The sequence below is a fragment of the Rhodococcus sp. 5G237 genome, from assembly GCF_053764735.1.
On the sequence record NZ_JBSNCD010000011.1, the window covers coordinates 136,718 to 159,762 of the forward strand.

The following is a 23,045-nucleotide window of genomic DNA, read 5'->3' on the forward strand; positions in this document are numbered from 1 at the left end:
GCTTCACAGTTCTATTTCGATGTCGCCCTCCGCGGTGTGGATGCAGGTACGCACCGCAGCCCCGGTGGGCTCGCTCACCTCGTCGGTCCGCAGGTCCCGGAGTTGCCCGGATTTCAGCGTTCCGACACACGTGTGGCAGATGCCGATACGGCAGCCGTACGGCAACTTCAGGCCGGCGTTCTCGCCTGCGACCAGGATGGGTGTTCCCCCGTCGCACTCCACCTCTTTCTCGCTGTCGAGGAAGTGGATGGTGCCGCCCTCGCCGCTCCCGGCATTCCCACCGATGATCGGCTGGAAACGTTCGAGGTGGAATCTTTCGGGATCACCGTGTTCGTCCCAGTGTTCTTCGAGGGCGTCGAGCAGGTCGCGCGGGCCCGAGCAGAAGGCGTCACGTTCGCGCCAGTCGGGGCACAGATCGTCCAGGTCGGCGGGGGTGATGCGGCCGCGGTCGCCGCTGAGCCACAGCTCGAGACGCAGTCCGGGATGCCGATCGTCGAGGTCGCGCAGGGTCGAGCCGAAGATCACCTCGTCCTCGGTGTGGGCGGAATGCACGACGACGACGTCGTCGATGCGGTCGCGGTGGTCGAGGCTGCGCAGCATGCTCATGATCGGCGTGATCCCGCTGCCCGCGCTGATGAACAGCATTTTCGCGGGCAGTGGGTCGGGCAGGGTGAACACGCCCTCGACCTCACCGAGGCGGACGATGTCGCCGGGCTCGAGTTTGCGGACCAGGTACGGCGAGACCACGCCGTTCTCGACGAGTTTGGGTGTGACGCTGATGAGCCCGTCGACCGGATCGGGATCGGAGGTGAGCGAGTACGCCCGCCAGTGGTAGACCCCGTCGATGATCACCCCGAGCCGCACGTACTGGCCCGGCTCGTGTCCGCGCCACTCGTAGGCCGGACGGATGAGCACCGATGCGGCGTCACCACCCTCGGGGACGACCCGTTCCACACGGCCGCGCAGTTCGCGGGTCGTCCAGAGCGGGTTGATCATCTCGAGATAGTCGTCGGGCCGCAGAGGTGTGAACAGGTGCCGCACCGTGCGCAGCAACCATCTCCGAACCGGGTGCACGTGTGGGCGAGCGCCGCGTTCCGCCATGGCGCAACACTACGCGGGCGCGCACACCTCACGTGCACATTCGTCGCCGATGTGGGATCGGTGACAGCTCAGCGCAGGATCGTCAGCTGCACCACGGAATCGGCGTTCGCGACGAGACGGTGCACGATGCCGGCATCGACGTGGACGGCGGTACCCGGCACGAGCGACACGGTCTCGTCGGCGGTGCTGAACGAGATGTCCCCGGTGACGGCCTGCACGAGGATCGGAGCGCCGGCCTTGTGGTCGTCCATCGTCTGCCCGGCGAGGAAGGACAGACGTACCACGGTGGCACCGGTGACCGCCGCGAGCTTCTCGATGCGCGGCCCGCTCCCCTCACCCGCATTGAGCTCCGCGAGCCCCTCGATACGGGTGAGCTTGCCCTCGACCTGCTGTGTACTCATCACGCTTCCTTCTTCGTGGCGACGATCTCGATCGCGACCAGATGCTTCTTGTACTTCGTGAACGTCGACCGCATCCGGAGCACCCGCCTGCGGGCGTCGGAGTCGCGAAGGACGTTGCGGACGAACTTCAACGTGCCGGGCAGGCCCTCGTCGGCGAGGATGCGCTTGGGTTCGAGCAGCGCCATAGGGGCGAAACCGATCTTCTCGACCTCGAATCCGTTCTTCTCGAACAGGCTCCGCCATTCCGCCACGGTGAGCGGGCGGGCGTTGACCTTGATCGAGCGCGCGAGTGACTTGCGGATCTCGGTCTCGACCTCGTCGTCGACCTCGTCGGGTTCGATCGCGAGTTCGTGGATGGCGTACCGACCGCCCGCCCGGAGCACCCGGCGGGCCTCCTGCACGATCTCCACCTTGTGTCTGTCGGTCTGCATGGTGAGCATCGCCTCGCCGACCACGACGTCGGCGACCTCGTCGTCGAGTCCGGTCTTCGACGCCTCGCCGCTGACCACCCTGCCGCCACCGGCGATGGCCTTGCGCGTCAGTTCGGCTGCCGTCTCGTCGGATTCGACGCCGATGTAGCTGCCGGGCGAGTACGCGAGGATCTCCTGCGCCGTCCGGCCGAGGCCGGGCGCGAACTCGACGACGTCCGCGCCGTGCAATCGCGCGTCGGCGAGCACGCGTGCCGTCAGTTCCTTGCCGCCGGGCCGCAGCACACGCTTGCCCAGGCGGGCGAGCAGCCAGTGTCCCGGCAGGTGGGCGGTGTCCCTATCCGAAAGGGGCAGAGCGTCTTCCGATGCGTGCTTGTCCGCCATGTTCTGCACTCCTTCTCGCGAGGGCAAGGGTGGCCACGGTTCCGAGGCTCTTCCGTGACGGCCGTAACGTGGACGGTGAGTCGGTCGTCGCCTCCATGGCGCCGACTATAGAGGATTTTCCTCCTTTCAATAAGGTGACCCTCACCTGAGAGTCACCGCGGGCGCGACGGGAGAGCGGACTTGGCACGGCGGGTGAAGCAACGCGAGCGGATTCTCGGACTGTTGCGGGAGTCCTCGGGCCCGGTCGACGCCCATCACCTCGCCGCCACGCTCGACCTGCACGTCACGACCGTCCGCTTCCATCTCGCAGGCCTCGAGGAAGAAGGTCTCGTCCGCACCCGGCAACTTCCGGCCGAGCGGGTCGGGCGCCCTCGCCTCGGCTACGTCGCGGTGAAGGAACCGTCCTACACCGATCTCGTCGCGCTGCTCGCCGCGCGGATCGGGGGCACCCCGAGCGAGCGCGAGGACAAGGCGTTCGAGGTGGGCTCGGACTGGGCGGGCATGCTCGCCTTGGCACCCGCACCGACCGTCGACGCCGGCACGCTCGTCATCGACGCTCTGCAGCAGTTGGGTTTCGAGACGCAGAGCGCGACGAACGCCTTCGGCACCCACAGCCTCACGCTGTGCACGTGCCCGCTCGCGGAGATCGCCCGCACGAATCCCGAAGTGGTGCGCGGCATCCAGCGCGGATTGATCCAGCGCGTCCTCGACGACCACGCCGACCTGCTGCGCAGCCGCTACGCCGTCGACGTCCGGCCCGACCCGCAGGACGGTAACTGTCTCGTTCAGCTGGTGCTGCGCCCGGAGAAGGACGGAACGACGTCAGCCCGCGACGACGGTCGGGTCGTCACGGGCTGAGCCGGTACATCCGAGCGGGGATCCGCCCACACGGAAGAAGGGTGAACGCGGGGCCTCGGGTCGGCCCCGCATCCTCAGAAGTTGATCATGTGTCCTGCGAGACCGTGAATGGCCTCCTGCAGCGCCTCGCTGAGAGTGGGGTGCGTGTGGACGTTGCGCGCGAGCTCGTTGACCGTGAGGTCCCACTTCTGGGCCAGGGTCAGCTCGGGCAGCAGCTCCGAGACGTCGGGGCCGATGAGGTGGCCGCCGATGAGCTCACCGTGGGTCTTGTCGGCGATGAGCTTGACGAAGCCGTTGGGATCGCCCAGACCGTGCGCCTTGCCGTTGGCGGTGAACGGGAAGGTCGCGACCTTCACGTCGTAGCCCTCGGCCTTCGCCTGCTCCTCGGTGAGACCGAAGGAGGCGACCTGCGGCTGGCAGAAGGTCGCGCGCGGCATCATGCGGTAGTCGCCGAGTTCGAGGGTCTCGGCACCGCCTATGGTCTCGGCCGCGACCACGGCCTGCGCCTCCGCGACGTGCGCGAGCTGCAGCTTCGCGGTGACATCGCCGATGGCGTAGATGCCCTTGACGTTGGTGCGCATGCGCTCGTCGATCGCGATGGCACCGCGGTCGGTGAGCTCGACGCCGGTGTTCTCGAGGCCGTAGCCCTCGACGCGCGGCGCGAAGCCGACCGACTGCAGCACCTTGTCGACCGTGACGGTCTCGACGTTGCCGGACTTGTTGTCCTTGATCTCGACGGTCACCTTCGAGCCGTCGTCCGAGATCTTCTGCACGGCGGCACCGGTCTTGATGGTGATGCCGAGCTTCTTGTACGCCTTGGCGATCTCCTTGGAGACGTCGGCGTCCTCGTTGGGCAGTGCACGGTCGAGGAACTCGACGATGGTGACGTCGACCCCGTAGTTCTTCAGGACGTAGCCGAACTCCATGCCGATGGCACCGGCACCGACGATGACGATGGATTCGGGAAGATCGCGGGTGAGGATCTGCTCCTCGTAGGTGACGACGTTGTCGCTGAGCTCGGTGCCCGGCAGCAGCTTGGTGACGGAACCGGTGGCGATGATGACGTTGTCGAAGGTCACCTGTTCGGTGCCGCCCTTGGTGAGGGCCACCTCGATGGTCTTGGCGTCGACGAACGAGCCCTTACCGTCGTATTCGGTGATCTTGTTCTTCTTCATGAGGAAGTGCACGCCCTTGGTGCGCCCGTCCGCGACCTTGCGGCTGCGGTCGTAGGCGGCACCGAAGTCGAAGGACACGTCTCCCGAGATGCCGAAGGTCTTGGCCTCTTTGTTGAAGAGATGTGCCAGCTCGGCGTTGCGGAGAAGCGCCTTCGAGGGGATGCAGCCGACGTTCAGGCAGACACCACCCCAGTACTTCTGCTCGATGATGGCGGTGCTCAGTCCCAGCTGTGCCGCGCGGATAGCAGCGACGTACCCACCGGGACCGGCTCCGAGGACAACGACGTCATAGTGTGAGGTCACGGATATACAGGGTAGTCCCGCCCGATTCCGGTGTCTGCCGATGGTCTGGTTACCGGCCGGTAGCTACCGGATCCGGTGATCGGCCGTGTATCGGCGCGCGGCGTTCGGCTAACCCAGGATCCCCCGGTCGTAGGCGGCTGCGACCGCCGCTGCCCTGTCCTTCACCTCGAGCTTCGCGAAGACGTGGGCCAGGTGGGTCTTCACGGTCGCCTCGCTGACGAACAGTTCCTGGGCGATGGCCCGGTTCGAGGTGCCCTTCGCGACGAGCGCCAGCACCTCACGCTCCCGGGCGCTGAGCGTCTGCGGGACGGTGGGTGTCCGCATGCGGTTCATCAACCGCGACGCGACCACCGGCGACAACACGGCCCGCCCCTCCGCCGCGGCCCGCACCCCGGCGAACAGGTCGTCGCGCAGAGCGTCCTTGAGCAGGTAGCCGGTCGCGCCGGCTTCGATCGCGGGAACGGTGTCGGCATCCGTGTCGTAGGTCGTCAGCACCAGGACGCGGCTGCGCGCACCTCGTGCGACGAGCTCGGTGATCGCCTGCACTCCCCCGCCTCCCGGCATCCGCAGGTCCATGAGCACCACATCGGGATCGAGTTCGAGCGTGAGCGCCACGGCCTCCGGACCGGAGGCGGCCTCCCCGACCACGTCGAATTCCGGGGAGGCCGAGAACATCCCGCGCAGGCCGTCCCGCACGACGGGGTGATCGTCGACGATCAGCACGGTGATCTCGCCCCCTCCCCTCACGACACCCTCCCCGCCCTGATCAGCGGCACCCGCACCGAGACTGCGGTCCCCACTCCCGGTTCGGACTCGACGTCCACGACACCGGCGATCCGGTCGGCACGGGATTGCATGCCCCGCAACCCGAATCCGTCGCCCGCGTTCACGGTCGGGTCGAACCCGCACCCGTCGTCCCGGATGTCCACACTCACCTCGTCGTCCATGTACGACACCGTGACACCCGCGCGGCACGCCGAGGAATGCTTCGCGACGTTCGCGAGCGCCTCCTGGGTGATCCGGAACAACGTCACCCCGATGTCGTCGTGCAGCGGTTCCGAGGAACCCGTGACCGTGAGATCGGCTCGGATTCCGTGTTCGGTGGACCATTTCGCCACCTCGTGGGCGAGCGCGTCGTCGAGCGTGCGGTGTTCGAGTACCTCGGGAGCGAGATTGCGCACCGAACGACGGGCGTCGCCGAGGCTGCGTCGGGCGAGGTCCGTCGCCCTCTCGACGTGGCGCCGCGCCGCCTCCGGGTCGGTGGTGTCCTGCGCGGCCTGCAGCTGCGTGACGATCCCGGCCAGGCCTTGGGCGAGGGTGTCGTGGATCTCCGCGGCGAGTCGGCGACGCTCGTCGTCGATCCCCGCTTCCCGAGCGTGGACCAGCAGCTGCGCGTGCAGAGCCTCGTTCTCGGACAGCGCGTTCTCGAGTTGCACGTTGGTGCGTTCGAGTTCGGCGATCGCAGCCAGCCGTTCGAGACTGCGTTGCTCGTCGCGTTCGGCGAGCCTCATCATCAGCATGGAGATCGACGCGTTGAGCACGACGAGGAGCCCGAACGCGATCCACATGGTCGTGTCCTCCGGCGGCAGACCGCCCGCCTGCGAACCCGCCACCGTCACGGCGGTGACGAGCAGCCCGAACCGGATCCAACGGTCCGGCAGCATCGCGTGGGCATCGAAGTAACCGGAGGCCGCGTAGATCGCAAAGAACGGGTTGAGCCAGCTCAGGACGAACGCCAGGGCGGACCGGAGGAGGTAGTAGACCGCGTCGCCCTCCGGCATCGACCGACGGCGACGGCCCCGCCACAGTTCCAGACCCACCGCCACCGCGGTGAGCACCGCTGCCGTGTACCGCTCGACGGGACTCATCAACAACGTCGCGGTGCCGACGGACAGGACGGTGCCGGTGGCGAGCATCCCCACCGGCGCCCATCTGTAGGTCCGTTGCCACGGATCGTCGGTGGTCGTCGAATCCGTCATGGCTTCCAGGATGACGGTCGACGCGGTCACTGCCAACGGAACCACCGGATCGCCACGCCGGTCAGGACGACGGTCCAGCACACCACGACCGCGAGCCCACCGAGATTCGGCCAGTCGCCCGCGGCGGTCTCGTCGAGCAGTTGCGCTGCGGCACCGAAGGGTGTCAGCTCCACGATCCTCCGCAGCAGCTCGGGCATCGCCTGCACCGGAAGCCACACGCCCGCACTGAACATCAGCGGGAAGAACACGATCGTGCCCAGCGTCTGGGCGATCCGCACCGACGGTGCCACCGCAGCCAGTGTCGCTCCCGCGCTCAGTGCCGCAGCGAGAGTGACGAGTACCGCGAATGCGTATCCCCAGGGCTGGGCGGGGAAGGCGACTCCGAAGGCCGCCCGACCGACGATCAGCGCGAGGACCACCGACGCCAGGACTGCGATCGCGTGCACCACGATCTGCGCGGTCAGCAGGTGCGACGGATTCGCCGGGGTCACGGCGAGCCTGCGGAGGATGCCCCGTTCGCGATACGACGACAACACCGCGGGCATCGTCTGGACACCGGCCACGATCATCGCCACAAGGATCGCCACGGGGACGTACAGATCGATCACCCGCAGACCACCGAGCTCCGGATCCGGTTCCCGGAAACCGGGAATCATGCCGAGGATCACGAGCAACAGCGTGGGGAAGACGAGGATCCAGAAGAGCGCCCCGGGTTCCCGTGTGAACAATCGTGCCTCGGTACGCAGAACGGCGGTCGAGGCGGACAGCGCCGGGGCGCTGGTCGTCGATGTCTCGACGAGCCGGGTGCGGACGGTCGGGTCGGTCATGACGTGCTCCTGCTGTCGGTGAGATCGAGGTAGGCATCGTCGAGGGTCGCTTCGGCGATGCGGAGGCGTTCGGCCGTGACGCCGAGGCGTCCCAACAGGGCGAGTACCGCGTGGATCGACTCCTCGCTGCCTTCGACGGCCACCCGTTCCCGGGTGGTGTGCACGGAGACGACGCCGGGCAGGGCCTCGAGGAGTGCCTGGTCGAGCGGACCGGACGGGTGGAACGAGACGACGATCGCTGCGGACGATTGCCCGATCAGCTGGGCCGGGGTCCCCAGCGCACGGATGCGCCCGGAATCGAAGACCGCGACACGGTCGCAGAGGCGCTGCGCCTCTTCCATGAAATGGGTGACGAGCAGGACGGTGACGCCGGAATCGCGCACTTCCTCGATCAGTTCCCAGGTATCACGGCGTCCACGCGGGTCGAGTCCGGTGGTGAGCTCGTCGAGGACGACGACGCGCGGTGAACCGATGAGTGCCAGTGCGATGAACAACCGCTGTTTCTGGCCCCCGGACAGTTTCGTGAACCGGGTGTCGAGCATGCGGCCCAGGCCGAGGCGTTCGGCAAGCGCATCGCCGTCCACGGGCCGGGCGTAGAAGGCCGCGTACAGCCGGAGCGCCTCGCGCACGGTCAGTTTCGGTTGCAGCTCGCTCTGCTGCAGCTGCGTGCCGAGCAGTTCGGTGACGGCCCGGTGGTCGCGGACCGGGTCGAGGCCGGCGACGCGGACGGTGCCCTCGTCGGGTTTTCGAAGACCCGAGATGTGTTCGACGGAGGTCGTCTTCCCGGCCCCGTTCGGGCCGAGGATCCCGAATATCTCACCTTCGTGGACTTCGAAGCTCACGCCGTCCACGACGGCGCGACCTCCGTAGGACTTGTGCAGATTGTTCACTTCGACGATCGGCATGCATCGAGCGTCGCGCGGAGTACCGGTCGCGCACATCCTCCGACCGTCGCTATCGGATGTCCCCCGATCGGATGATGGCGAGGGTCGTCCGGGTCGGGCATGATGTCGCCGTGCGTGTTTCCCGTCGAGGCCTACCCGCGCGGCGCGAGGCCGCTCGGGTGTTCGACACGGGAGAACACACATGGAATACAACGCGATGATCGAACTCGACGCCGACCTCGATCGCCTGACCGACGACGAGACCGTCGACCTCATCGAACCGATCGTCCCGCACCACGGGGCGGTGGGCCGCAGCGACAACGGCCGTGCCCAGCTCACGATCACCGTCGACGCCGTCGACGCGATCCACGCCCTGCGGTTCGTGCGCGACCTGATGCAGAACTCGTACCCGTCCTACCGCGTGAACGCAGTGGATGTATTGCCCACCAGCGCGTTCGACGCGATCTACGGATTCGGCGACTACTTCGCCTGATACGGGAGCCCGGTGAGGGTCCGCACTGCGCGGACCCTCACTTGCGGCGCCCGAACCTGCGCATACCGAGCAGGTAACGCGGGATCGACCGGAACGGGACCCGCACCGGCCAGTCGTCGGGACGGAAGTACGCCTCGGTCCCGCCGTCGACCACCACGACGCTGCCCGTCATGAAGTCCGCTGCCGGCGACAGCATGAATTCGACCCACTGCGCGATCTCCTCGGGCTTCCCGAAGCCCCCGAGCGGAACGGGGAAGCTCTCCACCGCCTTCTTGAGCGGGCTCTCGAGTTGCGCGTCGAGCAGCGGGGTGGAGATCGCTCCGGGCGCGAGGATGTTGAGGCGGATGCCGGCACCCGCCCACTGGGGGGTGACCGCGGCGCGTCGCGCCCATCGCGTCACGGCGATCTTCGACGCCGCGTAGGTGAACGGCGGACCCGCCTGCGGGATGCGCGTGGTGCGCGCGACGCCCTTGTCCATGTCGCCGGCGAGGAAGGCCTTCACCGCCGAGTTCGGCACGCCGGGAGTCGTGGTCGTCGAATTGGACCCGAACACCACCACCTTGCTGTTCGCGGAGGCGGCCAGAGCCGCTCGCCAGCCGACGAGCAGGTCGATCACGCCGCGCACGTTGACCTGCGCGATGATCTTCTCCTTGCCGGGGGTGGGGCCCAGGCCCGCGGCGAGCACGGCACCGTCGAGACGGCTGCCTGCCAGCTCGAGCGTGGCCCGGACGGCGTGGGAACGGCCCTCCGGGGTGGACAGGTCCGCCGTGACCTCGGTGTCCTTCAGGTCGATGCCGATCACCGTGTGCCCGGCGGCCCGCAACCGCTCCGCGCTCGCCCGGCCCATTCCCGACGCGGCACCCGTCACCGCATATACCGCCATGTGCCCCTCCATCGTTGGATTCGGGGCACGTTACAGCGAGGCGACCGCCTCGTGCAGCAGGGCGACGTACCGAGCGAGACCTGCCGCGTCGAGGACGTCCGGGGAGGTCGTCACCGACAGGGTCACGGTGTCGCCGATCCCGTGCACGCCGTGGGTGAGTGCCTGCACGGGCGACAGGCCGGGGAAGCCGGAGGTGAACCGCACCCGTCCACCGCCGAGTTCGAGGTCTGCCGGCCCGCGGTCGACGCTCGACACGACGGTGTTGCCCGTGACGGTGGGTGGGACGGCGGACAGGTCGAGGCGGTCGGTACCGAATCGCAGCAGCGGCGCCGGGACGTGGTCGTCGGTGCTGGCCCGGATCGCCATGGCGGGGTGCCGCGCGCGGATCCGCTGCAACGCCAGGTCGGCGGCGATCGCCGCGGCACGTTCGTGCGGGTCGCGGATCGCGCAGTGCAGGTCGACGCCGACATTGCGGTAGCTGTTGCGGGCCGTGCCCGGCGCCACCGCGACCGGCACCTCTGCGGACAGTTCGTCGACGCCGAGGAACTGCGACAGGGCGGCGCCGATCGCGGTGAGCGCGCCGACGGTGACCGTGCCGACGCGGCGCAGATCGACGGCGTCGAACACGAGTGTGCGCACCGTTCGGCGCGGTCCGGGCGCGGTGTTCACGGCGACCAGCGGCCTCCCCGGTGTGGGCTGCGGAATCGACGGGTCGGCGAGCCGACGCTGCGCCTCCACCTCCCGTCGTCCGTCGGCGATCACCCGCGGGATCGAGAAGGACAGCCGCAGGACGGCACGCGCGAGCATCCCGACGGGCGACGGGGCACGCGGCGGTGTCGTGAGTCTCGCGGTGCCCGCCAGCAGGTCGCGGGCGAGCGCCGAGGTGCGCACCCCGTCGGCGAAGGCGTGCGACATCTGCAGGACGACGACGAGGGCGGGACCGTCCCCACGCGGAGCGCCCGTGACCTGCGGGAAGACGTGTAGTCGCCACGGCGAGACGGTGACGTCGACGCGGGTCGCGACGAGACCGGACAGCGCGTCGAGCATCTGTTCGTAGCTGCCGGATTCGTGGACGACGAACCGGTCTTCTGCAGGGGTGCGCGCTGCCCAGTAGGGATAGTCGAGACCCGCGGGTACCTCGACCATCCGTACCTGCAGCTCCCCCATCACCGCGGCCCGCGACCGCAGCTCGTCGAGCACGTCGGCGAGCGGAGTCGCGGGGGCGTCGAAACAGTAGAGGGCGAACAGGTCGCCCGGGATACGGTCGCCGAGCCATTCCCGGCGCGCGTCCGACGGATGCATCTGCACGAGGTCACAGTCTGCCTGCCCCCGAGGCACGTGCGGGGCGGGTATGAATGGATCATGAGCGACGACACGACCGATCCGTACCTGTGGCTCGAGGACGTCACCGGCGAGGAACAACTCGACTGGGTGCGTGCCCGGAACGACCGAACGGTCGAGGAGTACACCCGCACCGAGAGCTTCACCGACCTCGAGTCCCGCATCCGCGAGATCCTCGACACCGACGCCCGTATCCCCTATGCGCGTCGGCGGGGCGAGTACCTCTACAACTACTGGCGGGATGCCGAGCACGTACGCGGCCTGTGGCGTCGCACGACGATGGAGCAGTACCTGCGCGACGAACCCGAATGGGACGTCCTCGTCGACCTCGACGCCGTCGCCGAGGAGGAGGGCGAGAACTGGGTGTGGTCGGGTGCCCAGGTGCTGCGGCCCGATCAGACCCGCGCGCTCATCAGCCTGTCGCGCGGCGGCGCCGATGCGAGCGTGATCCGCGAGTTCGACCTCGTCGAGCGACGATTCGTCTCGGGCCCGGACAGTTTCGAACTGCCCGAGGCGAAGACGGACATCGGGTGGATCGACGCCGACACCGTCTACGTGGGGAGCGATTTCGGCGACGGGTCGCTCACCGACTCGGGTTATCCGCGACTCGCGAAGAAATGGCGGCGCGGCACTCCGATCGAGGCGGCCGAGACGGTCTTCGAAGGTGAGCGCACCGATGTCGCCGTCTCCGCCTGGTACGACAACACTCCCGGTTACGAGCGCAGTTTCGTCGACCGCGCGATCGACTTCTACCGGGCGCAGCGTTTCGAACTCACCGAGGACGGCGAACTCGTCGAACTGGATGTTCCCGACGATGCGCGGGTCAGCGTGTACCGCGATCACCTGCTCGTGCGCACCCGCTCCGAATGGCTCGGCCATCCCGCCGGCACGCTGCTCGCCGCGAACTATCCGGCCTTCCTCGCCGGGTCGCGCGAGGTGACGGTGCTGTTCGCCCCGGACGAGCACACCTCGCTCGAGCAGTACGCGTGGACGCAGAACCACCTGCTCGTCGTCACACTGCGCGACGTGCAGACCCGCGTGCGGGTGCTCACGCCGGGCGAGGACGGTTGGTCGGACGAGGAGCTGCCCGGCATCCCCGATGCCACGTCGACCTCGATCATCGACGTCGATCCGCTCGACAGCGACGACTTCTTCCTCAACTCCAGCGGTTTCACGATCCCCGCGACCCTGCTGTCGGGGACGGTCGGCGGCCCGGTGGAGGCGATCAAGCAGGCCCCGTCGTTCTTCGACGCCGAGGGCATCACCGTCGAGCAGTTCTTCGCGACGTCCGACGACGGCACGCAGGTGCCCTATTTCGTGGTCGGCAGCAACACCGGAACCCCGTCGCCCACACTGCTGTACGGATACGGCGGGTTCGAGAACTCGATGGTGCCGGCCTACAGCGGCGGCGTCGGACGGGCGTGGCTCGAGAAGGGCTACACCTACGTCATCGCGAACATCCGTGGTGGCGGCGAGTACGGACCCACCTGGCACACGCAGGCCCTGAAGGAGAACCGGCACAAGGTCTTCGAGGACTTCGCCGCGGTCGCGAAGGATCTCGTCGCCCGTGGGATCACCACGGCCGAGCAGCTCGGCACCCAGGGCGGCAGCAACGGCGGTCTGCTCATGGGCGTGATGCTCACCCGCTATCCCGAACTGTTCGGGGCGATCGTGTGCCAGGTGCCGCTGCTCGACATGAAGCGCTACCACCTGCTGCTCGCCGGTGCGTCGTGGATGGCCGAGTACGGCGACCCCGACAACCCCGCGGAGTGGGAGTTCCTGTCGAAGTACTCGCCGTACCAGAACACCGACCCGGACGCCGACTATCCGCCGATCCTCGTCACCACGTCGACGCGCGACGACCGGGTGCATCCCGGCCATGCGCGGAAGATGGTGGCGCGGCTCGAGGAGCAGGGTCACGAGGTCCGGTACTACGAGAACATCGAGGGCGGCCACGGCGGCGCGGCGGACAACGCCCAGGCAGCGTTCAAGTCGGCGCTGACGTTCACCTTCCTGGCCGACAAGCTCGCGAACCGGTGAACTTCGGGGAGGTCGTGTGCGTTTTCGTCGAGAAAGACGCACATAACCTCCCTCATCTCGCCGGTCCGGTGGACTCGCGGACGACGAGCTGCGTCGGGAGCACGAGTTCGTCGGCCACCGCGACCCGCTCGTAGGCCTGCCGGGCGAGCATCTCGATGGCGCGTGCCCCGGCGTCCTCGGTGCGTTCGGCGAGCGTGGTGAGCGACGGCTGGCACAGGTCGGAGCCGAAGATGTTGTCGAACCCGACCACGCTCACGTGTTCCGGCACGGACACCCCGCGTTCCCGCATCCGGCGCAGTACGCCGATGGCGAGCATGTCGTTGTGGCACACCACCGCGGTGGCACCGGCCGCCACGGCGGCGTCGGCCGCGGCGGCACCGCCACCGAGCGTCGGAGAGTAGGGACCGAAGCGACGCACCGCGATGCCGTGGGCCTGCGCCGCGGCCTGCAGACCCGCCCAGCGCCGCGCTCCCGACCACGACTCGGGCGGACCGCCGAGGAACAGCAACGAGCGGTGCCCGAGCGACGCGAGATGGTCGACGATCTGCCGCGTGCCCGTCTCGTAATCGGCGACGACGCAGGAGATTCCGCGGATCGCCCGATTCACCAGGGTCACGGCGTCGAGTTCGGCGACGCGCCGCAGTTCGTCGTCGGGCATGCGGGCGGCCGCCAGGACGAAACCGTCGACGGCCGGCCCCAGCCGCCGGATGATGTGCGCTTCGGTGGTCGCGCTCTCCTGGGTGTCGGCGAGGACGAGGGTCCGGCCGGAGGCGACGGCGGCGCGTTCGGCCCCTTTGATCACGCCCGAGAAGAAGGGGTTGGTGATGTCGGGGACGAGCAGCGCCAGGGTGTTGGTGCGTCCCGATTCGAGGGCACGGGCCGCGGGGTTGGGTGCGTAGCCGAGCCGGTCTGCGACCTCGAGGATGTGGTCGCGGGTGGCGGCGTTGACGCGGCCGGGGTTGGTGAACGTGCGCGAGACCGTGGACGCCGCGACCCCCGCCTCGCGGGCCACATCGGTGATGGTGGCGCGTTTCCGGGAACGCGGAGAGGCCGACATACGGACAGTATGGCAAAAAATGGCAAACGATTGCCGTGGGCTGCGCCACACCCATAACGTCCGTGTATCCGATACTGAAGACCCACCCCCGAGGCATCCGATGACTGAAAACACCACGGTGCAGCGCACGCCCCGCAAGGCGGCCCTCGCCGCGTGGAGCGGCAGCGCACTGGAGTACTACGACCTGGCGATCTACGGCACCGCCGCTGCGCTCGTCTTCCCGAAGATCTTCTTCCCGGAGGGCAACCAGGCGGTCGCGACCGTCGCGTCGCTCGCGACCTTCGGCGTCGCCTACGTCGCGCGCCCCTTCGGTTCCGTCCTGATGGGACATATCGGCGACCGTTTCGGCCGCAAGCTGATCCTTGTGGGCACGCTGCTGCTCATGGGTGTCTCGACCTTCCTCATCGGCTGCCTGCCGACCTACGGGCAGGTCGGCATGCTCGCGCCGATCCTGCTGGTCACCTTGAGACTCCTCCAGGGCCTGTCGGCCGCGGGTGAGCAGGCCGGCGCGAATTCCATGTCGTTCGAACACGCCCCCGACGACAGACGCGGCTTCTTCACCAGCTGGACGCTGAGCGGCACGCAGGGCGGGCAGGTGCTCGCACCGCTGATGTTCCTGCCCGTGATCGCTCTCCTGTCCGAGGAGCAGCTGCAGTCGTGGGGCTGGCGTGTGCCCTTCTGGATCAGCGCCGTGATCGTGCTGGTCGGTTTCCTCATCCGCCGCAGCCTCGACGAGACCCCCGAGTTCCACGCCGAGAAGGCGCACGACGAGGCACCCAAGGCACCGCTCGCCGTGCTCTTCCGCCACCACTGGACCGGCGTCCTGCGCGTCTTCTTCGCAGCCTTCATCGCCATGGTCAACACGGCCTTCCAGGTGTTCGCCCTCAACTTCGCCACGGCCGACGAGTACGGCATCGGCATCAGCGACACCACGATGCTGTGGCTGGCGATCGTCGCCAACATCATCGCCGTGGGCACCATCCCCATGTGGGCCCTGCTGTCCGACCGCATCGGCCGCAAGCCGGTCTTCGTCACCGGCCTGATCGGCAGCGCCGTCATGGTGACGGCCTTCCTGTGGTCGATCTCCCGGGGCGACGTGCCGCTCGTGCTCGTCACCGGCATCCTGCTCGCCGGCGTGATCTACAGCATGCCGAACGCGGTGTGGCCCGCCACCTACGCCGAGTACTTCCCCACCAGCGTCCGCCTGTCGGGCATGGCGATCGGCACCCAGTTCGGCTTCGCGCTCGCCGGCTTCACCCCGGCCATCGCCGGGTCGCTCATGGACGGCAACGCCGACAACTGGTACCGCGTGGCCCTGTTCTGCGTCGGCGCCGTCGCCATCTCGCTGATCGCGGTGGCCACCGGACCGTCCGGAACCCACAAGATCCCCACCCGTGAGATCGGCCTGCTCCCCCACGATCGGAACACCGCGCCGGTCCCCGCCGGAGCGGCATCGTGAGTGTTCGTCCGACGATCGCCGTCCTCAACGGACCCAATCTCAACCTGCTCGGCACGCGTGAACCTCATCTCTACGGCACCGCGACGCTGGCGGACATCGAGAAGTCGTGCCGCCGCACCGCCGACGACCTGGGCTTCGACATCGACTTCCGGCAGAGCAACCACGAGGGCGCCCTCATCGACGCCGTCCACGAACTCCGCGAATCGGCGGCCGGTTTCGTGGTCAACGCCGCGGCCTACACGCACACCTCGGTCGCACTGCACGACGCGCTGGTGACCGTCGCGGCACCGATCGTGGAAGTGCACCTGACCAACGTCCACGCCCGCGAGGAGTTCCGGCACCACTCGTTCGTCGCTCCCGTCGCGAAGGCCGTGATCGCCGGATGCGGCCCCGACGGATACGACTTCGCCGTCCGTCACCTGGCCGCGCTCGCACTCGATACCGAGAAGAAGGAAAGCTCCCGATGACCACCGCAGCGCCCGCACGTACGTCCTTCCTGCTGGGCCTGTTCGGCGCCGGGATCGGCGGTTCGCTCACCCCGGCCATGCAGGAACGGGAAGGCTTCGCCTCGGGACTGAACCTGACCTACCGCCTCGTCGACGCCGAACGTCTCGGCTACGGCGCCGAGAACCTGGCCGAGATGCTCGACTGGACACAGCGTTTCGGCTTCGACGGGCTCAACATCACGCACCCCTTCAAGCAGGTCGTCATCCCCCTGCTCGACGAGTTGTCCGACGACGCCCACGATCTCGGAGCGGTCAACACCGTGGTGTTCCGCGACGGTCGCGCACTCGGCCGCAATACCGACTGGTCCGGCTGGGGACGTGCGTTCCGCCGCCGGCTGCCCGAGGCCGTCTCCGACCGCGCCGTGCTGGTCGGGGCCGGCGGTGCCGGTTCGGCCGTCGGGTATGCGCTGCTCGAACAGGGCTCCGCGCACGTGTCCATCGTCGACGTCGACGTCGAGAAGGCGCAGGCCTGCGCGACCCGCCTGGCCAAGCGCTTCGGCGACGACCGGGTCCGCGCGACCACCGATCTCGCCGGGGCGCTGGCCTCGGCGCAGGGTCTGGTCAACGCGACCCCCACAGGCATGACCGGCCACCCCGGGCTGCCCGTCCCCGCCGAGCTCGTCCGCGAGGACCTGTGGGTCTCCGACGTCGTGTACTTCCCGCTCGAGACCGAACTGATCCACCTCGCCCGCTCCCGCGGATGCCGCGTGGTGCCCGGTGGCGGCATGGCCGTCTTCCAGGCCGTGGGTGCCTTCGAGTACTTCACGGGCGTCGAACCCGACGCCGAACGAATGGTCCGACACTTCGAGGAGCTGACCAGCTGATGCGCCGCGGAATCGCCACCGTCTCGCTCTCCGGTGTTCTCGCCGACAAACTCGACGCGATCGCCGCTGCAGGATTCGACGGGATCGAGATCTTCGACAACGACCTGATCGCCTCGCCGCTGTCACCCGCCGAGGTGGCGAGGCGCTGCGCCGATCTCGGTCTGTCGATCGACCTGTTCCAGCCGATCCGCGACATCGAGGGCGTCGACCCGCGGCGGTTCCCCGACGTCCTGCACCGTGTCCGCCGCAAGCTCGAGGTGATGAACGAGCTCGGCGCGACGACCTTCCTGGCGTGCTCGAACGCGCTGCCGACCGCGATCGACGATCCGGGACTGTCCGCCGAACAGTTGCGCGCCGTCGGTGATCTCGCCGCCTCGCACGGGGTCACCTTCGCCTACGAGGCCCTCGCCTGGGGACGTCACGTCAACCGGGTCGGGCAGGCGTGGAATCTCGTCGAACGCGCCGACCACCCGGCCGTGACGCTGGCCGTGGACACCTTCCACATGCTCGCACGCGGCGACGACGGACGCGCCCTGGCCGGTATCCCCGGCGAACGCATCGGCTTCCTGCAGGTCGCCGACGCCCCGGTGCTCGACATGAACGTCCTCGAATGGAGCCGCCACTTCCGGTGCTTCCCGGGGCAGGGCATGCTCGACGTCTCCGGGGTGGTCGCGGCCGTGCTCGACGCCGGCTACGACGGGCCGCTCTCGCTCGAGGTCTTCAGCGACGTGGTGCGCGAAGCGGATCCGCATGTGACCGCGCGCGACGCGATGCGGTCGCTGCTGTTCCTCGAGGACCGGCTCGGTACGCGGGTCACCGGACCCGCACGCGAGAAGGTGACGGTCGCACCGCCGCTTCCGGCGCGGACCGACGCGGCGTTCGTCGAATTCGCCGACCCCGACCGCTCCGATTACCCGGCACTGCTCACCGGACTCGGATTCCACGTCGCCGGCCGGCACCGCAGCAAGCCCGTCGTGTGGTGGCGCAACGGCGGCGCGAACATCGTCCTCAACGAGGAGCCCGCGCCGGGCCCCGCCGCGACCGCGCTGGGTCTCGTCGCCCCCGACGTCGCCGCGGTGGCCGAACGCGCCGCGAGCCTGCTGTGGCCCGCGGTCGACCGCACCCGAGGGGAGGGCGAAGCAGGCCTGCCGGGCATCACCTCCCCCTCCGGACTGCACGTCTTCGTCAGCGCCGAGCCGGGGCAGCCCGACGACTGGCACAACGACTTCGTGTCCGACGATGCCGCGGGCACTTCCATGGCCGACGAGGGGTGGCTCGGTCTCGACCACGTCGACGTGACGGTCGCGGCGGACGATCTGAACCAGGAGCTGTCGTTCTTCCGCACGCTGTTCGGACTGCGGCCGGAGGACCCCGAGGAGTACATCCAGCCGCAGGGCCGCCTGCGCATCCGCGCACTGCGCGCGGAGAAGGGTGACCTGCGGGTCGCGCTGAACGTCTCCGAGACCGGTGCTGCGCCACAGCCGCACGGCGTGACCCAGCTGGCCTTCGCCACGGCCGACGTCGTCGACGCGGTACGGCACGCACGTGCGCGCGGCGTGGAGTTCCTCCGGCCGCCCGCGAACTACTACGCCGATCTCGACGCGCGGTTCGTGCTCGACCCCGACCTGCTCACCGTCCTGCAGGACAACGGACTGCTCTACGACCGCAACGACGACGGCGGCGAATTCCTGCACGCCTACACACTCCCGGTGCAGGGCGGTTTCCAGGTCGAACTCCTCGACCGGCGCGGCGGCTACACCGGATACGGCTCCCCCAACGCGCACGTCCGGCTCGCCGCTGCTGCCCGCGCAGGATCAGCGGTCTCGTAGCCAGGCCACGATCGTCGCTACGGTGTCGTCGTTGTCGCGGATCCATCCGTTGTGGCCCAGTACCCGCAGATTGTGCCACCGGGCGACGTCGGCGGAGGGCAGCTTCTCGAGCAGGTGCTGCGCCGACGCGACCGGGGTGAGGTCGTCGTCTTCGATCGTGATCGACAGGACGGGCAGCGTGAGACGCCCGACCCGTTCCTCGTAGTCGATGTCCGCACCGGCCGGTTCGAACCGGCCGGTGCGGGCCAGTCGCGCCCAGTCGGAGATCAGCACGCGTGACTGCCGGCCGAAACCGGCGACGTCGATGCGGTCGCCGGGCCAGAAACCGGCCACCGCGGCGGTCAGCGACATCGCCGTCGACCCGAGCCACAGTCCCGGTCCGCGGATGCCCGCGTGGTGGCGGTAGTAGGGCGTGCCCGAGGCGACGAGGATCAGTCCGCCGAGCCGGCCGCGGATGCGCGCGGCGTAGAGCACCCCGAGTTGGCCGCCCATGGAGTGGCCGAGAAGGTACGGCGTCGAGTCGGGGAAGCGCTCCCGCACCACCTCGAAGACAGCGGGGAAGTGCGTCGCGACGATCTCGTGGTAGCCGTAGGTGCTGTCGGGTCCGGGCCTCGGACGGCTGTCGCCCTGGCCGGCCAGTTCACAGATCGCCGCGTCGAATCCGTGCTCGGTGATCGCCTGCGCGAACGGCTCGTAGTAACCGGCCGGGATGCCGAGCCCCGGCACGATCACCACGACGGCGCGGGAGGCGTCGCGACGTGTCTCGTGCTCGTGGTCGGGTCCCGCGAAGAGGCGCACCGGGGCCGTGGTGCCCCCGGGAAGCTGGATCGGTACGGTCTCCACCGGCCCAGACTAGGCCGATCCGGACGCCGCGGGTGCCGGTTTCCCCAGTGTCCCTGCCACCCCGAGTCCGGAATTCAGGGTCGGGATGGGGGTCGTGCCCGGATGTGCTCGGGCCGGGTCGCGGCGGACGATCGAAGTGTCCGGTCCAGCACCCCTTCGGAGGAACCCATGCGTACTCTTGCCACCCGCTCCCGTCTCGCGACCGCAGCCGTCCTGTCGCTCGGCACCACCGCAGTACTGCTCGGAACAGGAACTGCCGCAGCACAACCCGCGCCCGGTGTGGTCGGCATGAGCGAGCAGGCCGCGGTCGCCGTGCTCGCCGCAGAGGGTGTGCCGTACTCGATCGTCAACCGGTCCGGTTCCGCCGGCGGCGACTGCACCGTGACCGCTCAGCGCGACCGGGGATACCGGACCGAGGTCGAGTACGAATACGACAGTGACGACAACGACTTCGATCGTGTCGAACGTCAGGTGTGGCGCGGGGTCGGCCTGACGGTCGTGTGCCGCTGACGACTCCCTGCGGTCAGTCCAGACCGAAACCGCGCTCCCGCAGAGCTTCCCGCATCTGTTCCCTGCTCCCGAGCGCGCCGGGCGACGCGAAGCGCCCGAGTACACGTTCGACCCAGCTCTCCGCCAGACCCTGATCGCGGTAGAAGCCGGAGATCTCCTCCTCGTATGCGGCGAGGCCGGCATCCCGCTCCTCGGTCGAGTACTGCTCGCGATGCAGCACCACATCCTGACCCAAGCGCGGCTTGACCTCCGACTGCACCTCAGGATCGGGACGGCCCACCACCAGCCCGACCACAGCGAAACTGTGGTCGGGCAGAGCCAGTTCTGCGGCCACGTCACGCGGATGGTTGCGGATGGCCCCGATGTAGACGGTGCCGAGACCGAGCGATTCCGCGGCGAGCACCGCATTCTGTGCGGCGAGCGCGGCATCGACCACCCCGAGCAGCGCGGACTCCACGTAGTCGACGTTGACGAGGTCCTTGTCGTGCTGCTCGGCGACCCGCGCCGCGCGGGCGAGGTCGGCCACCCACACGAGCAGCAGTGGAGCGTCACGCACCGCCGGCTGGTTGCCGGCGAGAGTCGCGATCCGGGCGAGCCGGTCGCGGTCGGTGACGGCCACGACGCTCCACAACTGCAGGTTGCTCGAGCTCGCGGCGGAGGAGGCCGCGGCCACGATCGCGCGCAGATCGTCCTCGGAGACGGCCTCGGGAAGGAACTTTCGCACGGAGCGATGCGCCAGCTGGAGAGCGATGACGTCGTTCCACGCGCCGGAACCACCGCGGCCGGCCACCTGCTCGGCGGCCCGGGTGCCGTACCTGCGGCGCAGTGCGGCGAGCTGTTCGTCCAGGACGACGTCGGTCATGGTGGGAGATCTCCTTCTGATCGGCAATACCGACGGTCGAGTCTGCCTCCTCGCGTCCCGGCCGCCGAGCATTGCCCTCAGCATGATTTCAGCGTTATCCGGGCCGGCTCGTCCGACCGACCCCGAGACGAAGATCAGGGTGAAGATCCGGGCCGTTCCCGGATGTGCCGAGACCGTTACGGCGACAGGATGAATACATGAACTTCGAGAACCAGGCCCCCCGTCCCTTCACCCGCTCCTCGTCCCAGCGCATGCTCGGTGGTGTGTGCGCCGGACTGGCCGAGTACTTCAACGTCGACCTCAACCTCGTGCGTGCAGGCGCAGTCCTCGCAGCCTTCGTCACGGGCGGCACCGCCGTGTTGCTCTACCTCGCCCTGTGGATGCTGATCCCCGAGAACTGATCCGGGTCACGGGGTCGGCCGAGACGACGACACCCCCGGCGGAGATCCGCCGGGGGTGTCGTATTCCGCTGCGAGGCAGCGGCACAGCTGTTCAGCTCAGCAGGAACTACTGGCCGAGGCCGAGAACGGCACTGCCGGTCTCGAGCAGGGTGCCGAGCAGTTCGGTGCCGCCGAGCAGTTCGAGGGCAGAGCCGATGAGTTCGATGACGTCCATGTGAATCTCCTTCGTCCGATCACATACCGGACGGGTCTCGTCCGATTGCTTTTCGCCTACCCGGAATTCCGATCGGAATTCCGTCGGGCTCGCCTCAATTTTCAACACATTCGACGTGCCTGCGCGACCCGAGAATACGCAAATCGGATGTGATGACATTCACACTTACGGAGAAGCTGGGAAGAGCTCACATATGCCCAGCTCACAGCGTCAAGGAAAGAAAACGGAACGTCCGTACCCAATTATTTCTGTTTGAATTCGATATTTCCGTTCGACCCGATTCATCCCGTTCGCCGACCGATTACGGCGAATCGACCGATCCATCGGTCGAATAACGACCGAAAGAAGATGCCCGATTCGACCGGGATCGAATCGGGCATTTCCGGGGGATCGTCCGGGACCTCTACAGTCCGACCGCCTGCGACAGAAGCGGCCACGAGTTGCGCAGATCGTCCTCCCAGTAGTCCCAGGAGTGCGTACCCGCCGGACGCAGGTCGATCCGGGCGGGGATGTCCAACTCCTCGAGTCGCTGGGCCATCCGCCGGGTGCAGTGGTGGACCGCCGCCTCGATGCTGCCGCCGACGACCACCTGCCCGACGAGCCCGATCGGGTCGTTGTTCACCGACCGCGATCCGAGCCGCTCGTACTGCCCGGGCAGACCCGAACCCGACGAGATGTACAGGTCGATACCGCGGAGCTTCTCGGCCTGGAGGTAGGGATCGTTCTCGATCCAGGCCGGATCACCGACCGGGCCCCACATGTTCTCGGGGTCGCCACCCTTGACGCGTACGACGGCCTGCACGTAGGACTGCCCCAGCGGCGTGCTCGTCTCGGCGCATCCGCTGTACGCCCCGACCGCCTCGTACAGCTCGGGAGCCATCGTGGCGAGGCCGAGCACCGACGTCCCCGACATCGACAGACCCGCAATCGCGTTGCGTCCCGACGTCCCGAACTCCGTGTCGATGACCGGCGGGAGTTCGTGCGTCAGGAAGGTCGTCCACATGTTGCGGCCGAGCGCGGGATCGTCGTTGCGCCAATCGGTGTAGTAGCTGTAGCCGCCGAGGAGCGGCGTGACGACATTGATGTTCTTGTCCGAGAAGAAGTTCTCGACGTCGGTCTGCTTCTCCCAGGTGGCGATTCCCTGCCCGCCTCCCGAGCCGTTGAGCAGGTAGAGGGTGGGGCGCGGTTCGCTCGCGTCCGCGGGCGTCCGGACCCGGAGGGGGATCACCTTGTCCATCGACGGCGAGTAGACGTTCGCGATGACGGTGCGGTCGCTCTCGCGCTCGACAGAGGTCAGCTCCCCCACCGGTCGCTGATCGTCGGCTTCCACCGGCTGCGCGAGAGCACCTCCGGGAGCCGCGAGGACCATCGACGTTCCCATCGCCACCGTGAGCAGTACCCGCCGTAACCAGGACGACCGCATATTCTCTTCCCCTCGTCGAT

At 68.4% G+C, this 23,045-nt stretch carries 23 protein-coding genes; 9 read left to right on the forward strand and 14 right to left on the reverse strand.

Translation table 11 applies throughout. The features are described 5' to 3' along the window. Positions 1–3: 3 nt before the first annotated feature. The 3 genes from ACWPOC_RS23175 to ACWPOC_RS23185 all read right to left on the reverse strand — a co-directional run bounded on the left by ACWPOC_RS23175 (position 4) and on the right by ACWPOC_RS23185 (position 2,314). Positions 4–1,101: a ferredoxin reductase gene (locus ACWPOC_RS23175; protein ID WP_159417703.1), complete on the reverse strand. Its 1,098-nt coding sequence runs from the start codon at positions 1,099–1,101 to the stop codon at positions 4–6. Between the two features lie 68 nt (positions 1,102–1,169). After that, a complete protein-coding gene (locus ACWPOC_RS23180; protein WP_159417702.1) occupies positions 1,170–1,502 on the reverse strand; it encodes a cupin domain-containing protein in 333 nt (110 codons plus the stop codon). Next, on the reverse strand, positions 1,502–2,314 hold the full coding sequence (locus tag ACWPOC_RS23185) for a class I SAM-dependent methyltransferase (RefSeq protein WP_174246998.1): 813 nt from the start codon (positions 2,312–2,314) through the stop codon (positions 1,502–1,504). The genes ACWPOC_RS23180 and ACWPOC_RS23185 overlap by 1 nt, the downstream gene beginning before the upstream one ends. Positions 2,315–2,494: 180 nt before the next feature. On the opposite strand from ACWPOC_RS23185, the gene ACWPOC_RS23190 reads away from it, so the two are divergent. Next, positions 2,495–3,172: a helix-turn-helix transcriptional regulator gene (locus tag ACWPOC_RS23190; protein WP_455409382.1), complete on the forward strand. Its 678-nt coding sequence runs from the start codon at positions 2,495–2,497 to the stop codon at positions 3,170–3,172. A gap of 74 nt (positions 3,173–3,246) precedes the next feature. Here the strand turns inward: ACWPOC_RS23190 and lpdA are convergent, their stop codons facing one another. The 5 genes from lpdA to ACWPOC_RS23215 all read right to left on the reverse strand — a co-directional run bounded on the left by lpdA (position 3,247) and on the right by ACWPOC_RS23215 (position 8,361). Further along, positions 3,247–4,650, reverse strand: a complete 1,404-nt coding sequence (lpdA, locus tag ACWPOC_RS23195; RefSeq protein ID WP_059384716.1) for a dihydrolipoyl dehydrogenase — start codon at positions 4,648–4,650, stop codon at positions 3,247–3,249. Positions 4,651–4,758: 108 nt separating this feature from the next. After that, the gene (locus ACWPOC_RS23200) at positions 4,759–5,397 is read right to left on the reverse strand and encodes a response regulator (RefSeq protein WP_268654346.1); all 639 of its coding nucleotides are present in this window, start codon (positions 5,395–5,397) and stop codon (positions 4,759–4,761) included. Further along, positions 5,394–6,629, reverse strand: a complete 1,236-nt coding sequence (locus ACWPOC_RS23205) for a sensor histidine kinase (RefSeq protein WP_455409383.1) — start codon at positions 6,627–6,629, stop codon at positions 5,394–5,396. Before ACWPOC_RS23205 ends, ACWPOC_RS23200 begins: the two co-directional genes overlap by 4 nt. A 26-nt stretch (positions 6,630–6,655) precedes the next feature. Further along, positions 6,656–7,456, reverse strand: coding sequence for an ABC transporter permease (locus tag ACWPOC_RS23210; protein WP_363886693.1), 801 nt, complete (start codon positions 7,454–7,456; stop codon positions 6,656–6,658). Beyond that, positions 7,453–8,361 carry an ABC transporter ATP-binding protein gene (locus ACWPOC_RS23215; RefSeq protein ID WP_455409384.1) on the reverse strand — a complete coding sequence of 303 codons (909 nt, stop codon included), beginning with the start codon at positions 8,359–8,361 and terminating at the stop codon, positions 7,453–7,455. The genes ACWPOC_RS23210 and ACWPOC_RS23215 overlap by 4 nt, the downstream gene beginning before the upstream one ends. A 181-nt stretch (positions 8,362–8,542) precedes the next feature. Between ACWPOC_RS23215 and ACWPOC_RS23220 the strand changes: the two genes are divergently transcribed. Next, positions 8,543–8,833, forward strand: a complete 291-nt coding sequence (locus tag ACWPOC_RS23220) for a hypothetical protein (protein WP_455409385.1) — start codon at positions 8,543–8,545, stop codon at positions 8,831–8,833. Positions 8,834–8,870: 37 nt separating this feature from the next. Here the strand turns inward: ACWPOC_RS23220 and ACWPOC_RS23225 are convergent, their stop codons facing one another. Together ACWPOC_RS23225 and ACWPOC_RS23230 are read right to left on the reverse strand one after the other, a co-directional pair. Then, positions 8,871–9,716, reverse strand: a complete 846-nt coding sequence (locus ACWPOC_RS23225) for an SDR family oxidoreductase (protein WP_455409386.1) — start codon at positions 9,714–9,716, stop codon at positions 8,871–8,873. A 30-nt stretch (positions 9,717–9,746) separates the two neighbouring features. Further along, positions 9,747–11,018, reverse strand: a complete 1,272-nt coding sequence (locus tag ACWPOC_RS23230) for a wax ester/triacylglycerol synthase domain-containing protein (protein ID WP_455409409.1) — start codon at positions 11,016–11,018, stop codon at positions 9,747–9,749. Positions 11,019–11,078: 60 nt separating this feature from the next. On the opposite strand from ACWPOC_RS23230, the gene ACWPOC_RS23235 reads away from it, so the two are divergent. Then, a complete protein-coding gene (locus ACWPOC_RS23235) occupies positions 11,079–13,097 on the forward strand; it encodes a prolyl oligopeptidase family serine peptidase (RefSeq protein ID WP_455409387.1) in 2,019 nt (672 codons plus the stop codon). Positions 13,098–13,149: 52 nt separating this feature from the next. Here the strand turns inward: ACWPOC_RS23235 and ACWPOC_RS23240 are convergent, their stop codons facing one another. Beyond that, positions 13,150–14,154, reverse strand: coding sequence for a LacI family DNA-binding transcriptional regulator (locus tag ACWPOC_RS23240; RefSeq protein WP_455409388.1), 1,005 nt, complete (start codon positions 14,152–14,154; stop codon positions 13,150–13,152). A gap of 100 nt (positions 14,155–14,254) precedes the next feature. Between ACWPOC_RS23240 and ACWPOC_RS23245 the strand changes: the two genes are divergently transcribed. The 4 genes from ACWPOC_RS23245 to ACWPOC_RS23260 are packed head-to-tail and all read left to right on the forward strand — an operon-like array spanning position 14,255 to position 18,772. Next, positions 14,255–15,613, forward strand: coding sequence for an MFS transporter (locus ACWPOC_RS23245; protein ID WP_455409389.1), 1,359 nt, complete (start codon positions 14,255–14,257; stop codon positions 15,611–15,613). After that, positions 15,610–16,080, forward strand: a complete 471-nt coding sequence (gene aroQ, locus ACWPOC_RS23250; protein ID WP_159417693.1) for a type II 3-dehydroquinate dehydratase — start codon at positions 15,610–15,612, stop codon at positions 16,078–16,080. The genes ACWPOC_RS23245 and aroQ overlap by 4 nt, the downstream gene beginning before the upstream one ends. Next, positions 16,077–16,943 carry a shikimate dehydrogenase gene (locus tag ACWPOC_RS23255; protein WP_268654355.1) on the forward strand — a complete coding sequence of 289 codons (867 nt, stop codon included), beginning with the start codon at positions 16,077–16,079 and terminating at the stop codon, positions 16,941–16,943. The genes aroQ and ACWPOC_RS23255 overlap by 4 nt, the downstream gene beginning before the upstream one ends. Beyond that, positions 16,943–18,772 (forward strand): TIM barrel protein, encoded by a 1,830-nt coding sequence (locus tag ACWPOC_RS23260; RefSeq protein ID WP_455409390.1) that lies wholly within the window; start codon positions 16,943–16,945, stop codon positions 18,770–18,772. The genes ACWPOC_RS23255 and ACWPOC_RS23260 overlap by 1 nt, the downstream gene beginning before the upstream one ends. Here ACWPOC_RS23260 and ACWPOC_RS23265 read toward each other — a convergent pair. Next, positions 18,758–19,615, reverse strand: a complete 858-nt coding sequence (locus ACWPOC_RS23265) for an alpha/beta hydrolase family protein (protein ID WP_455409391.1) — start codon at positions 19,613–19,615, stop codon at positions 18,758–18,760. The genes ACWPOC_RS23260 and ACWPOC_RS23265 overlap by 15 nt on opposite strands. A gap of 168 nt (positions 19,616–19,783) precedes the next feature. Between ACWPOC_RS23265 and ACWPOC_RS23270 the strand changes: the two genes are divergently transcribed. After that, positions 19,784–20,125: a hypothetical protein gene (locus ACWPOC_RS23270; protein ID WP_120280138.1), complete on the forward strand. Its 342-nt coding sequence runs from the start codon at positions 19,784–19,786 to the stop codon at positions 20,123–20,125. 13 nt (positions 20,126–20,138) lie between these two features. Here the strand turns inward: ACWPOC_RS23270 and ACWPOC_RS23275 are convergent, their stop codons facing one another. Then, positions 20,139–20,987, reverse strand: a complete 849-nt coding sequence (locus ACWPOC_RS23275) for an NADPH-dependent oxidoreductase (protein ID WP_455409392.1) — start codon at positions 20,985–20,987, stop codon at positions 20,139–20,141. A 197-nt stretch (positions 20,988–21,184) separates the two neighbouring features. Here ACWPOC_RS23275 and ACWPOC_RS23280 point away from each other — a divergent pair, with 197 nt between their 5' ends. Further along, positions 21,185–21,388, forward strand: a complete 204-nt coding sequence (locus tag ACWPOC_RS23280; protein WP_006553621.1) for a PspC domain-containing protein — start codon at positions 21,185–21,187, stop codon at positions 21,386–21,388. A 617-nt stretch (positions 21,389–22,005) separates the two neighbouring features. On the opposite strand, the gene ACWPOC_RS23285 is transcribed toward ACWPOC_RS23280, so the two are convergent. Beyond that, positions 22,006–23,025: an alpha/beta hydrolase gene (locus ACWPOC_RS23285; RefSeq protein WP_268654360.1), complete on the reverse strand. Its 1,020-nt coding sequence runs from the start codon at positions 23,023–23,025 to the stop codon at positions 22,006–22,008. Between the last annotated feature and the right edge of the window lie 20 nt (positions 23,026–23,045).